The following is a 13,997-nucleotide window of genomic DNA, read 5'->3' on the forward strand; positions in this document are numbered from 1 at the left end:
ATAACCGATGTATTCAATTATTGATGCAGCCTTGTCTCGTGCTCGAACAATGCTCTCCCTTTTAGCGTTAATCCTTGTAGCCGGTGTCGTCACCTATATCACGATACCTAAGGAATCGAGCCCAGACATTACCATCCCAATTATCTATGTTTCGGTCGGGCACCAAGGGATCTCGCCAACGGATGCAGAACGTTTATTGGTTCGACCTATTGAGCAAGAGCTGAGGTCGATTGAAGGCGTAAAAGAGATGACAGCAACCGCAGCAGAAGGGCATGCCTCTGTGGTGTTAGAGTTTAATGTTGGCGTCGATCTTACTAAAGCGATGGCTGATGTTCGTGACGCTGTTGATCTGGCTAAGCCCAAATTGCCAGAAGATAGCGATGAGCCGACTGTAAATGAAGTTACCCTCGCTTCTGAGCAGCCTGTGTTGTCTGTGGTTCTGTTTGGTACCGTGCCTGAGCGCACCATAGTGCAAATTGCTCGAGAACTTGGGGATAAGCTCGAAAGTTATCGTCAGATCCTTGAAGTCGATATTGCGGGCGATCGCGATGACATCGTCGAGATCATTGTCGATCCGCTGTTGATGGAGAGTTACAGCCTAGATCAAGCGGACATCTATAATCTGATCGCTCTGAACAATCGAGTGGTGGCCGCAGGTTTTGTTGATACTGGCTACGGACGTTTTTCTGTCAAAGTCCCTTCGGTATTTAACTCCTTAAAAGACGTGCTTGAGTTGCCTATTAAAGTGGATGGCAAGCAGGTGGTCACTTTTGGCGATGTCGCTACGGTTCGTCGAGCGTTTCGAGATCCTGAAAGTTTTGCTCGTTTAGATGGCAAATCTGCGGTGGTGTTGGATATCAAGAAGCGTGCAGGTGAGAACATCATCGAAACCGTTGAGCTAGTCAAAGCGGTAATGGCTGGTGCTCAGCAGCAAGCGGAATGGCCAAATAACCTGTTGGTCAAATACACCTGGGATGAATCTAAAGATGTGAAGATCATGCTTAATGATCTGCAAAACAATATTCTATCCGCCATCATTTTGGTGGTGATCGTTATCATCGCGATTCTTGGTGTGCGTACTGCGTTATTGGTGGGTATCTCCATTCCTGGTTCATTCCTGACGGGGTTATTGGTTCTGTCTGTATTCGGTTTAACTGTTAACATCGTGGTGCTGTTTTCGCTGATTATGGCGGTGGGGATGCTAGTAGACGGTGCGATTGTGGTGACCGAGTTTGCAGACAGGCGAATGCAAGAGGGTGAAGGGCGCAAAGCCGCTTACCGAGATGCAGCGAAGCGGATGGCGTGGCCGATAACCGCATCGACGGCAACAACCTTAGCCGCATTTGCTCCGTTACTGTTTTGGCCGGATGTGACTGGCGAATTCATGAAGTTCCTGCCATTAACACTGATCGCGACATTAACTGCCTCATTGATCATGGCACTGTTATTTGTGCCCGTATTAGGCGGTTTGATTGGCAAACCGCAATACGTATCGTCTCAGAGCCAAGCTCGAATGGTTGCACTGCATAATGGCGAATTTTCACAAGCCACAGGCTTAACCAAGGCGTACTACCACACACTGTCGATCGCGATTAAGCACCCCTTTAAGATTCTTTGTAGTGCGATACTGCTCGCGGTTGCGGTTGGGTTTACTTACTCCAAAGCGGGCCTAGGTGCAGAGTTCTTTCCTGAGGTTGATCCGCCATTCTTTAATGTCAAAGTTCGTTCTCATGGTGATCTGTCTATCCAAGAAAAGGATGACATCATGCGTGATATTGAACTGATGATGCTCAATCATGATGAGTTTGATACCGTTTACACGCGTACTGGTGGTGACGACCAGATTGGTTTGATCTCAATTACGCCTGTTGACTGGCAATACCGCCGCAGCGTTAAAGCGATCATTGATGAGCTAAAAGTACAGACCGACCAATACGCTGGTGTTGAGATTGAATATAAGTTTCCTGATGCAGGGCCTCCGGTTGAAAATGACTTAGTGATTGAGCTATCGGCACGAACGCCAGAGCAACTTAATCAGGCTGCAAAAATTGTGAGAGGTTGGGCTGATGGTAATCAAGCACTGACCAATATCAGTGATACCGCGAGTAAAGACGGCATCGATTGGAAGGTGGATATTCGCCGCGACGATGCCGCGCGCTTTGCTGCTGATGCGACCTTGGTGGGTAATACCGTTCAATTCGTGACTAATGGTCTCAAGATTGGTGATTATCTGCCCGATGACTCTTCAGAAGAGGTCGATATCTTGGTGCGCTACCCTAATGATAAGCGTGATATCGGGCGCTTCGACCAGCTTAGGGTGAAAACGCCAGCAGGTTTAGTACCTATTACTAATTTCGCTCAGATCGTTCCCGACCATAAGCAAGACACCATTAAACGCCTTGATGGCAAGCGTGTGGTGAACATCATGGCGGATATGGAAGAAGGGTATAACCTTGCTCTCGAACTACCAAAGATCGAACAAGCATTGAGTGAGCTAGGGCTGCCGAGTAGCGTGGAATTTCGCATCCGTGGTCAAAACGAAGAACAAGAAAACTCGTCAGCCTTTTTACAAAGTGCTTTCTTGGTTGCTTTGGCGGTAATGGCTTTGATTCTGATTACTCAGTTCAATAGCTTCTATCAAGCGTTTTTGATTCTGAGTGCTGTATTGTTTTCGACCGTTGGCGTGTTCGTTGGCTTACTGATCTTCCAACGTCCGTTTGGCATTGTGATGTCGGGAATTGGGGTAATAGCGCTCGCCGGCATAGTCGTGAACAACAACATCGTGTTGATTGATACTTATAATCAGCTCATCAAAAGAGGCTTGGACAAGCGAGATGCGATTCTAAGAACCGGTGTTCAGCGTTTAAGGCCAGTAATGCTCACGACGGTTACGACTATCTTAGGTTTAATGCCGATGGTGTTAGAGATGAACATCGACCTGATTAATCAAAAGATAGAGTTTGGCGCGCCAAGTACACAATGGTGGTCACAGCTTGCGACCGCTATTGCTGGTGGTTTGGCGTTTGCCACGGTGCTGACTTTAGTATTAACCCCTTGTTTGTTAATGCTTGGACGGAACAACAAACCTGAAAAACAGTAGCTAGTTGTGGTATGTGAGCATAAAAAAGAGCGCCTTGATGGGCGCTCTTTGCATTTTTCTATTTTGCAGTGAAGCTACAAACGCCTAGTTAGTCGCTAGTAACTGACCGTATCGCTCAAGGTTTCTTAATCGAATCTCTGAGTTGGCAATAAAGGTTGCTTTTGCTTTACCAGTTAACGACTTGGATTGAGGCAATTTCACGGTACGCGCATTTTTATGTACGCCATTAACCAAGAATTCATAATGTAAGTGCGGGCCAGTCACACGGCCTGTACCGCCCAAAGTACCAATGGTTTGGCCTTGTTTTACGCGCTGACCGGTTTTCACCATACGTCGCTTCATGTGCAGGTACTTGGTGATGTAGGTGTTGCTGTGGCGGATGAACACGTAGTTACCATTGAATTGGTTGTAACCTGACTTCTGAACAATACCGTCACCGGCTGCCCAGATAGGCGTGCCAACAGGGGCTGCGTAGTCAGTACCGCGGTGAGCTCGAATCTTACCGGTTACTGGGTGTCTCCTGGTAGGGTTAAAGTTCGATGTTACGCGACGAAAATCAATTGGTGAGCGCAAGAACGCCTTCTTCATCGCACGACCATTTTCATCGAAGTAGTTGCCGCTTTTATCATCCAATACCGCGGTAAATGAATCGCCTTGGTTTTTGAATACGGCTGCCATGATCTTACCGCGACCAACTACTTCACCTTCAACCACTTTCTCTTGGTATAAGATTTTGAAGCTGTCGTTCTTACGAATATCTAACGCAAAGTCGATATCCCAACCGAAGATGCCGGCCAGTTCCATAATTTGGTTTGCGGTTAAACCTGCGCTGACGCCAGCGTTCCAGAAGTTAGAGGTGATGTTGGCTTCGGCATAATTGTATTGGTATACCACTTCTTTTTTGTCGAAACTTGATGAGAAAGAATCGCCAGATTTAGTGATCTTGAAGCTTTCAAACGCACTAAGTTGTCGTTTTAACTGAATAAGGTCGTTGTTTTCATCAAAGCCGAACTGCAAGACATCACCAGGTCTTAGGTTAGACAGCTGCTTCTTAATATCATTATTGGTATTGAGTAGCGTGATCAGCAGACGGTATGAGAGGCCAATACGTTCAAATAAAACAGAGGTGCTTTCGCCAGAGCGAACGGTGTATTTCTCCCAATTGAGCACTGCCGTCGGTGGAGCGTCACTTGAGCTAATAAGTGCAGAGGCATTGATAGTCAGTGGGTAATGTTTTCCCACAACTAAAGCGCCCGAATCGTCACGCAAACTGTTGACGTCGGGGAGTAAGAAAATCGCGACGAAAATTATGGCACTAAAAAATGCGATAAAAGCCCGGTGCAAAATAGGAAGGCGTGCAAAAATAGACAACATGTTCCGGTTCGTTCTGTAAATATTATGAAAATCGACGACAGAATAGTGTAACTGGTTTCAAAATACATCGCTATTCAAGTAAGATGTCTAATTAATGTATTTTTGCCAAATCTGTGGGAGTGAACAAGAATGGCGAGTATTGAAGCTGCACTAGCCGAGATCAAACGTGGCGTAGAAGAACTGATTCCAGAAGACGAACTGATTGCAAAACTAAAAGAAGGTCGTCCTTTACGCATTAAGCTGGGTGCCGATCCAACAGCTCCAGATATCCACCTAGGCCATACGGTTATCTTTAACAAGCTTCGTGCTTTCCAAGAGCTTGGTCATGAAGTGACATTCCTTATCGGTGATTTCACTGCAATGGTTGGTGACCCATCAGGTAAAAACTCAACACGTCCACCGCTAAGCCGCGAAGACGTATTGAAGAATGCTGAAACTTACAAAGAGCAAGTATTCAAGATTCTAGATCCTGCGAAGACGCAAATTCGTTTCAACTCTGAATGGCTATCTGAGCTTGGCGCTGAAGGCATGATTCGTCTTGCTTCTAACCAAACTGTTGCTCGTATGCTTGAGCGTGATGACTTCAAAAAGCGTTACGCTGGTGGTCAACCGATCGCAATCCACGAATTCATGTACCCACTTCTACAAGGTCACGACTCTGTTGCACTAGAGAGCGACGTTGAGCTTGGCGGTACTGACCAGAAGTTTAACCTTCTAATGGGTCGTGAACTGCAAAAAGCAGCAGGTCAAAAACCACAAGCGGTACTAATGATGCCACTACTTGTTGGTCTAGACGGTGTTAAGAAGATGTCTAAGTCTGCGCATAACTACATCGGTATTAGCGAAGCACCAAGCGAGATGTTTGGTAAGATCATGTCTATCTCTGACGATCTAATGTGGAGCTACTACGAGCTGCTGTCTTTCCGTCCTCTTGAAGAAGTTGCGGAACTGAAAGCTGGCGTTGATGCAGGTAAGAACCCGCGTGACGTTAAAGTACTGCTAGCGAAAGAGATCATTGCTCGTTTCCACAGTGAAGCAGATGCTGAAGCCGCTGAGCAAGAGTTCGTTAACCGTTTTGCTAAGAACCAAGTTCCTGATGAAATGCCAGAATTCGAATTCGAAGCAGGCCTGCCAATTGCGAACGTTCTAAAAGAAGCGGGTCTTGTAAACTCGACTTCTGATGCGATGCGTATGATCAAGCAAGGCGCTGCTAAGCTTGAAGGCGAGAAGATTGAAGACAGCAAATTCGTGCCTGAAGCAGGTACTGCGGTTTACCAAGTAGGTAAGCGTAAGTTTGCTCGTATTACTATTAAGTAATAATGCACATCAATAATTGAACTAAAGGCATCCACGGATGCCTTTTTTATTGACTTAAAATTGACGAAACTTTGAAACGTCTATTGCTACACTATGCGCGCTGTCAAATTGACAGTAATTCTGGAGATTTTTATGAACAATACCGACCATCCTCCTAGTTTGAATGGAGAAGAATAACCTGTCTCGGTATTGATCTATTGTCCTGCCGTTCAGGTAGGGTATCTTTGTTTTCCCCCGCATTCTTTTCCACACACTAGATTCTAACAAGTAGACACATCAGTAGCTTTCAGCTCTTGGTGCGCTTAGCTATACGCTCTTGGTGTATTAGCTATAGGCTATTTGTTTTGATGGTCGTTACCTTTGCCAATCGGGAGATTCGCCATGACGGTAATGAACAACACTTTTTTATCTATTGAAGCTCTGTACTCAGAGCAAGACATCCAAGCTGTATCGAATGCATTTCAACAGTACGGACGTGAACAACAAATTAACCTTTTGAACCGAATGCCGCTCGAAGATGCGGTGCTAGTGCTGGGACAATGCTCTCTTAGTACGATTCAGACTTTACTTAGTGAGCTAGAAGAGCAGGGCTTTGAGAAGCGTTCTCGACATCTAGCTCACCAACTAGGGCTGATCTACTCAGAGGTAGAACCTCAGCAGGGCTACCTTTCTACTGGCGTCATGAGCCACGTTAGGCAGCGTATCGGTTGGATTATTGCGTTAGCACTATTGGGAATCGTCTCAGGGCTTATCATTGCTCAGTATGAAGACATTCTCAGTCAGTTAGTACTTTTGGCAATCTACATGCCGGTAATTGCTGCTGCTGGTGGTAACACCGGAACACAAGCCGCGACTTTGGTGATCCGAGCCTTAGCCACAGGTGAGTTGAAAAAACGCCAATGGGCTCACGTTCTGTGGAAAGAGTTTAGAGTTGCTATTTGTCTAGCTCTAGCGATTGCCGTAGTGATGATTGGACGTATTCTGCTATTTAGCGAAAACCAATCGACAGGTGGCTATGACATCAACATGATTGCGTTAGCGATTGCGGTAGCGCTGTTCATTCAGGTGACCATATCAACCGTGCTTGGCGGCGGGTTACCGATAGTCGCTAGGCTATTTAAGCTTGATCCAGCGGTGTTAGTAAGTCCAGTACTTGCATCGATAGTGGATATCTCAGGAATGTGGATCTACTTCACTGTGGTTAACTCATTCCTCGGTATCGCTTAGCTCCTATAAAAATAGGCACCTATAAAAATAGCTAAATACATCTGAGAAACAAAAATGGCGCTGCAGATTGAAGGTCTTCAGCGCCATTTTTATTGTTTGAGTAGAAGTTTACACAGAGCCAAACATTACTTCGATTTGCTTTGTGTTTGACTGAACTCAACTACATCTTTGTAGAAAGCACGCTCAAACTGGGTGATTGGAGCCTCTACCGGTCTGTCTGGATCTTGCTCTTCAGGGAAGTAATCACGAATAAACTGCACAAACAAAGAGTTTGGTTTCCCGGACTCATCTAAACCATATCCCGCCATGTTGTACGTTCCGTACAAAGAACCACTTTTGGCTGTGATGTTGCCCTGAATCGGTGCTTTTCTCATGCTTGGACGGTACTTGAGCGTTCCATTTACACCTGATGTAGGCATAGCCTCAATCAGGCTGAGCTGTTGATCGTTTTCCCAGATATAACGAAGCACTTGAGCCATGGTCTGTGACCTCATTCGGTTATTTCTGGATAACCCTGAACCATCGACGAGCTGCGCTTTACTGAGGTCAATATTAGCCTTGGTCAGCAGTATCTGTTTTATTGCTTCAGTGCCGTTATTGAAGCTGCCCGGTTGAACATAAAATGTTGCTCCTAGCGTTTTAGTTAGATTATCTGCGATAAGGTTATCTGACTTCTTGAGCATGATATCGAGCAGTTCAGGAAGCTTTTCTGAGTTGTGACTAGCGACTAACGTGGTTTTGTCTGCTTGCGCTTTTTTACCAATAATCACATCACCTTTTACTTCTATTTTCAGTTCTTTGAGAAGCGATGTAACGACTTGATAGGTATAAAGCTCTGGGTTTTGAATCGCGAACTTGAGCGGCAGTGGCTTCTTACGCTCTACTAAGCAACCAGAGAGCTTGTAAGCGTTGTCTGGAGTAGTAATGAGCTCTAAGTCGCATTGTGTCGCCTTCTGCCCTGAGCGAGTTACGGTGGCTGCGGTGGTTGTCACGTCTATCGGATAATGAGCGGGAATATAAACGCGAGTGCTACCGTTATCTTTTGTATAAATAGAGGCTTGTGCGCAGTTGCTGTCTAAGGTCATTGCACTAGAAGGCGCGCTGTAACAAACCCCTAGAATGTCCCAAGGCCACCCCACCGCTCGCTGATAGCCGGTATAAGCTGTGTTATCCAGATATAAATTGCCCTTGATGGTTCTGGATTGAGACTTAGCGTATTGAGTTAACAGGCTTTTTAGCTGCTCACGTTGCAGTGTTGGGTCGCCGCTAAATGAAATGATTGAATCATTGCCAGAACGAACAATGCTAGTCGTGTAATGAAAGTCATCTCCCAACTCTAGCTTGGCCGCTAAAGCCGTCACCAGTTTTAACGTGCTGGCTGGTGGATAAAAGTCATCGCTATTGGTATTAAGCTCGCTTGAACCATTGCTTAACGATTTGATGATCAAACTCGTACTACTACCATCGGGCAGTGTATCTAGCGGGGCGTATGCGTTAACAGATAAAGCGCTAATGGAAAAACTACATAGCAGTAGTGTGGATAGAAGGCGCATAGAAGATTGTCTTGGATGGCTGATGTTTTCAGTATACAGATATAAAAAACGCCCGCTAGAGAGCGGGCGTTTTGATTCTCAATTAACTAATGAATCATTAGGTAATCAGAATTAGAAGTCGTAACGTAGACCTAGAGCTAGCTCGTCTTCAGCGTCTGCTTTAGATGCAGTACCGTTACCAAAACCTACAGTACCAATAGTGTCATTTTCACTGATTAGGTTGAAGTTGTACGAGATGTACGTACGGAAGTTCGGCTTGAAGTAGTAAGTCGCATCGATTGCAACGTTGTCAGCTGAAGTTTCACCGTCAGTTTCTGCGTTGTTGTACGTTAGCGTGAATGCTGTTTTTTCTAGTGTGTATGCTGTTGCGAATTCGTAACCAGTGTAATCACCGTTCTTCTTCGCTAGCTCACCGTCTGTGAACGTACCAGCAAAGTATAGAGCTTCAGTGCGGTAAGAAGCTGCTAGCATGTATTCGTTTTGCTCGTCTTGATCAGCGTAACCAGCACCTAGCTTAAAGCCAGAATCGCCGATTGCGTAGATACCAGATAGCGAGTAGCCATCAGCATCGTTGTCACAGTATTCACCGATGTTACAACCATTAACAACACCTTCTTGACGGTCAGCAAAGCGGTAGCTAGCTTTAACGCCTAGGTCTTGGAATTGACCTTTGTAAGAAAGCATGTTGTCTGAACGGTCAGCTACAGCAATTTTGTGTGCTGCTGAGTTACCGTGGTAAGACATGATATCGGTAAAGTCAGTGATAACACCTAGCGCACCGTCATTTTTACCGTAAGTTACTTCACCGAAGTCACCGCCGATACCTGCGTATGTGTAACGGTTAGTGATATCGCTGCTATCACTGTTATCAGTCGCGCCGCCGTCTTCGTTAGTTGTGAATTCACCTTCGTAGAAACCAACACCGTATAGGCCGTCTTGGATTTCAACTTTACCTAGGAAGTTAAGACGTACACGTGTTTTGTCTTCAGCTTTGCCATCTTTTAGAGATAGACGAGCTTCCGCACGACCACCGATCTCTAGAGAAGTGCCGTTTGAGCTGTATACAGAAGTACCGGCAATATCACCAGCTTGTTTACCGTCGGCTGCCACTGCGTTAGTAGCAAGAGCTGCAGCAGATACAGCAAGCGCGATCATAGTCTTGTTCATGTTATTATTTCCTAATTACTGTCCATAGAAGTTTTATTAAGGATTTGAACCCTTTTGTGTATTGCCTGTATTAATCAGGCTTCATAATCATGATTAGAACAGAAGTCTGAAAATGCCAGTGCAATCCATGGGTTACTTTTTACCTCTAAAGTTCCATGGTCAGTTAGTAAAATGATATAAAACTAAAAAATGAACACTGTTTTATTATATCTTTTTTGTTTAAGTGGTTGTTTTTGAGTGTATTTTATAAAAGTGTGATCTGTGTTTATTTTGTTTGTTTTTTGTTTTTTTAGGTATTTAGCTCTCCACTTATTGATGGGGAGGTTATTATTCATTTTTGTGATGTCTGTAATTTAGACCTAGATAAAGCTTTTATAACGCAAAGTGGAATAAAGGTGATTTAGCCATAAAGTTTGTTTACACTAAGCCAAATCGTTTTGTTTCTATCACCCAATAAATACGTTGGGTGTATTTATGTTGGCCAAAGAAAGCTTTGGCATAGAGGTAAAAAATGGAAAAGGTTCCAATGACAGTACGTGGCGCTCAGCAGCTACGTGACGAATTAGATCGCCTACTTAAGCTACGCCCTGTTATCTCAGCAGCTATTGGTGAAGCACGTGAACTAGGTGACCTGAAAGAGAATGCTGAATACCACGCCGCTCGTGAAGAGCAGGGTATTTGTGAAGCTCAGATCCGTGATATTGAATATAAGCTATCACTGGCTCAGATCATCGATGTAACGCAAATGGATAATACGGGCAAGATTATCTTTGGTACGACAGTGACACTGATTGATGTGGATACCGATGATGAGTTCCGCTACCAAATCGTTTCAGAAGACGAAGCAGACATCAAAACGGGTCGCATTTCTGTGAAATCGCCAATTGCTCGCGGTCTTATCGGTAAAATGGAAGGCGACGAAGTCATGATCTCTACCCCTGGTGGTGACAAAGACTTCGAAATCGACAAAGTAGAATATATCTAATTGAATTTTCTTTGTTTCTGATAAGTAAAAAGGTCGCTAAATGCGACCTTTTTCGTTTCTCACGCTACACTAAAAGATAAGCGCTGTGGCTTCCTATTAGTGAAGTTAGCTTATATCAAACTCGCTTATTTACGTGGAATCTCGATTTTACGTGCTTCTGACTGGCGGAACAGTACTAGAACTTTACCGATAGTCTGTACTTTCTCAGCTTTAGTTTCACGTACAATTGCATCGATAATCAGTTGCTTAGTCTCACGGTCTTCTGATGCAACTTTAATCTTGATCAGTTCGTGGTGGTCTAGAGCTAATTCGATTTCCGCTAGAACAGCTTCAGTAAGTCCATTTGCGCCCATTAGCACAACAGGTTTTAAACTGTGAGCTAGGCCCTTTAGATGCTGCTTTTGTTTGGTACTTAGGTTCATTACGCGGCCAATTTTCTTTACTATTAGGGTTGAAAAAACCTATTTTAACGCCATCTAAAGCTGAAGACTATAATTTATTCAGCAATTAGTACTTTCCTCCAATTTAGGTATCCAATGAGCAAACAGAAACACTCGGCCAGTTCAGGCCGTTGGTTGAAGGAACACTTCGACGACAAGTACGCAAATGAAGCAAGAAAGAAAGGCTATCGTTCACGTGCTTATTTCAAAATGGAAGAGATTCAAACGAAAGATAAATTGCTGTCTCCTGGGATGACCATTGTGGATTTGGGTGCAGCACCTGGCGGTTGGTCTCAATATGCTGCTAAGATTGTTGGAGACAACGGACAAATCATTGCGTGTGACTTGTTACCAATGGATCCGATTGCTGGTGTTAGCTTTTTACAAGGCGATTTCCGCGAAGAAGCTGTGCTAGATGCCTTGTTGGAACGTATACAACCAAACATGGTTGATGTCGTGATGTCAGATATGGCACCTAATATAGCAGGCAACAATTCTGTGGATCAGCCAAGAGCTATGTATTTAGTTGAATTAGCTTTGGATATGTGTCGACAAGTTCTAGCTACCAATGGTAGTTTTGTTGTAAAAGTATTCCAAGGCGAAGGGTTTGACCAATACGTTAAGGACGTCCGCGAGATGTTTAAAACAGTAAAAGTTAGAAAACCCGACTCTTCTCGAGCTCGATCTCGTGAAGTGTTTATCGTAGCCACTGGTTACAAAGGTTAACGATTCTCTTCCAAGAGTGAGAGTTAACAACATGGCTACAGGTTACAAACTGTAGTACCCTACCTTTAATTACAATTAGTTATCGAGAGGCTTACACCTTGAGTGACATGGCAAAAAATTTAATTCTGTGGCTTGTTATCGCGGTAGTGTTGATGTCGGTATTCCAGAGCTTCGGCCCTGGGGAAAGTAACGGCAGAGCAGTAGATTACACCACGTTTGTACAGGAAGTTGGCCAAGGCCAGATTCAAGACGCACAGTTCAATAACAGCGAAATCACTTTCACACGTCGTGGTGGTGGTTCTAAGTATGTAACTTACATGCCTGTTTATGATCAAAAGCTACTTGATGACTTAATTAATCAAAACGTAAAAGTTCAGGGTACACCACCTGAAGAGCAGAGCCTGCTTGGCACTATCTTCATCTCATGGTTCCCAATGATCTTACTGATTGGTGTATGGATTTTCTTCATGCGTCAAATGCAAGGCGGCGGCGGCGGTAAAGGCGCGATGTCTTTCGGTAAGAGTAAAGCTCGAATGATGAGCGAAGAACAAATCAAAACCATGTTTGCTGATGTTGCTGGTTGTGACGAAGCAAAAGAAGACGTGAAAGAGCTTGTGGACTACCTTCGTGACCCAAGCCGCTTCCAAAAGCTAGGTGGTAAGATCCCGACAGGTATCCTGTTGGTTGGTCCTCCTGGTACGGGTAAAACATTGCTTGCAAAAGCGATTGCTGGTGAAGCGAAAGTACCGTTCTTTACTATCTCTGGTTCTGACTTCGTTGAAATGTTTGTTGGTGTTGGTGCATCTCGTGTGCGTGACATGTTCGAACAAGCGAAGAAAGCGGCACCTTGTATCATCTTTATCGATGAAATTGATGCTGTAGGTCGTCAACGTGGCGCTGGTGTTGGTGGTGGTCACGATGAACGTGAACAAACACTGAACCAAATGTTGGTTGAGATGGATGGTTTCGAAGGTAACGAAGGTATTATCGTTATCGCTGCGACTAACCGTCCAGACGTACTAGACCCTGCATTACTTCGTCCTGGTCGTTTTGACCGTCAAGTTGTGGTTGGTCTACCGGATGTACGTGGTCGTGAACAGATTCTTAAAGTACACATGCGTAAAGTGCCACTATCAGGTGATGTTGAACCGTCGCTGATCGCTCGTGGTACTCCAGGCTTCTCTGGTGCAGATCTTGCGAACCTTGTGAACGAAGCGGCGCTATTTGCTGCTCGTGGTAACAAGCGCAATGTATCTATGGTTGAGTTTGAACTTGCGAAAGACAAAATTATGATGGGTGCAGAGCGCCGTTCAATGGTTATGTCTGAAGAAGTGAAAGAGTCAACGGCTTACCACGAAGCGGGTCACGCAATTGTTGGTCGTTTGGTACCTGAACACGATCCAGTGTACAAGGTGTCAATCATTCCACGTGGTCGTGCGCTTGGTGTAACCATGTACTTGCCAGAGCAAGATCGTGTGAGCATGTCTCGCCAACATCTAGAGTCTATGATTTCTAGCCTGTACGGTGGTCGTCTTGCTGAAGAACTTATTTACGGTAAAGACAAAGTGTCAACTGGTGCGTCTAACGATATCGAACGTGCAACTGATATTGCTCGTAAGATGGTTACGCAGTGGGGCTTCTCTGAGAAATTGGGTCCTCTTCTTTACGCAGAAGAAGAAGGTGAAGTTTTCCTAGGTCGCGGCATGAGCCAAGCTAAGCACGTTTCTGATGACACGACTAAGCTTATCGATGAAGAGATTCGTATCCTTATCGACCGTAACTACGATAGAGCTAAGAAGATTCTTGAAGATAACATGGATATCATGCATTCGATGAAAGACGCTCTAATGAAGTTCGAAACGATCGATGCAGGTCAAATTGATGACTTGATGGAGCGTAAGCAAGAGATTCGTGATCCAGCTGGTTGGGGTGATCAGGTAAAAGCTGAACCTACAAAGGAAGAAGCAAAACCTGAAGCTAAGGCAGAAGAAGCTAAAGCGGAACCAAAAGCTGAAGAGTCGAAAGTTGAAGAAGTTAAATCTGAAACAGATGATGCTCAAAACAAAGATTCTTAATCGCTAAGTTATAAATTAAAACCCTGAGTACGC

General features: G+C 44.7%; 10 protein-coding genes. 6 read left to right on the top strand and 4 right to left on the bottom strand.

Going from position 1 to position 13,997, the window contains the following annotated elements; all coding sequences use genetic code 11:
• Positions 1 to 7: 7 nt before the first annotated feature.
• The gene (locus tag AB4482_RS01135) at positions 8 to 3,100 is read left to right on the top strand and encodes an efflux RND transporter permease subunit (protein ID WP_372128470.1); all 3,093 of its coding nucleotides are present in this window, start codon (positions 8 to 10) and stop codon (positions 3,098 to 3,100) included.
• A gap of 84 nt (positions 3,101 to 3,184) precedes the next feature.
• Here AB4482_RS01135 and AB4482_RS01140 read toward each other — a convergent pair whose 3' ends face one another.
• A complete protein-coding gene (locus tag AB4482_RS01140) occupies positions 3,185 to 4,474 on the bottom strand; it encodes a peptidoglycan DD-metalloendopeptidase family protein (protein WP_065584911.1) in 1,290 nt (429 codons plus the stop codon).
• 129 nt (positions 4,475 to 4,603) lie between these two features.
• Between AB4482_RS01140 and tyrS the strand changes: the two genes are divergently transcribed.
• Positions 4,604 to 5,791 carry a tyrosine--tRNA ligase gene (gene tyrS, locus AB4482_RS01145; RefSeq protein WP_017059402.1) on the top strand — a complete coding sequence of 396 codons (1,188 nt, stop codon included), beginning with the start codon at positions 4,604 to 4,606 and terminating at the stop codon, positions 5,789 to 5,791.
• Positions 5,792 to 6,172: 381 nt separating this feature from the next.
• Complete coding sequence (locus AB4482_RS01150; RefSeq protein ID WP_372083282.1) at positions 6,173 to 7,018, top strand: magnesium transporter; 846 nt, start codon at positions 6,173 to 6,175, stop codon at positions 7,016 to 7,018.
• A gap of 125 nt (positions 7,019 to 7,143) precedes the next feature.
• On the opposite strand, the gene dacB is transcribed toward AB4482_RS01150, so the two are convergent.
• Positions 7,144 to 8,571 (bottom strand): serine-type D-Ala-D-Ala carboxypeptidase, encoded by a 1,428-nt coding sequence (dacB, locus tag AB4482_RS01155; protein ID WP_372158412.1) that lies wholly within the window; start codon positions 8,569 to 8,571, stop codon positions 7,144 to 7,146.
• A 111-nt stretch (positions 8,572 to 8,682) separates the two neighbouring features.
• Entirely contained in the window at positions 8,683 to 9,738 is a 1,056-nt protein-coding gene (locus AB4482_RS01160) for a porin (RefSeq protein ID WP_372128473.1), read from the bottom strand.
• A gap of 511 nt (positions 9,739 to 10,249) precedes the next feature.
• On the opposite strand from AB4482_RS01160, the gene greA reads away from it, so the two are divergent.
• Positions 10,250 to 10,723 (top strand): transcription elongation factor GreA, encoded by a 474-nt coding sequence (gene greA, locus AB4482_RS01165; RefSeq protein ID WP_017059397.1) that lies wholly within the window; start codon positions 10,250 to 10,252, stop codon positions 10,721 to 10,723.
• A 125-nt stretch (positions 10,724 to 10,848) separates the two neighbouring features.
• Here greA and yhbY read toward each other — a convergent pair whose 3' ends face one another.
• On the bottom strand, positions 10,849 to 11,145 hold the full coding sequence (gene yhbY, locus AB4482_RS01170; RefSeq protein ID WP_004738252.1) for a ribosome assembly RNA-binding protein YhbY: 297 nt from the start codon (positions 11,143 to 11,145) through the stop codon (positions 10,849 to 10,851).
• Positions 11,146 to 11,259: 114 nt separating this feature from the next.
• Here yhbY and rlmE point away from each other — a divergent pair, with 114 nt between their 5' ends.
• Complete coding sequence (rlmE, locus tag AB4482_RS01175) at positions 11,260 to 11,889, top strand: 23S rRNA (uridine(2552)-2'-O)-methyltransferase RlmE (protein ID WP_017059396.1); 630 nt, start codon at positions 11,260 to 11,262, stop codon at positions 11,887 to 11,889.
• A 107-nt stretch (positions 11,890 to 11,996) separates the two neighbouring features.
• Positions 11,997 to 13,964, top strand: a complete 1,968-nt coding sequence (gene ftsH / locus AB4482_RS01180; RefSeq protein ID WP_017068905.1) for an ATP-dependent zinc metalloprotease FtsH — start codon at positions 11,997 to 11,999, stop codon at positions 13,962 to 13,964.
• Positions 13,965 to 13,997 lie beyond the last annotated feature (33 nt).

This window comes from Vibrio sp. 10N.222.55.C7 (assembly GCF_041473335.1).
In the GTDB taxonomy this organism is placed as follows: Bacteria; Pseudomonadota; Gammaproteobacteria; order Enterobacterales; family Vibrionaceae; genus Vibrio; species Vibrio crassostreae_C.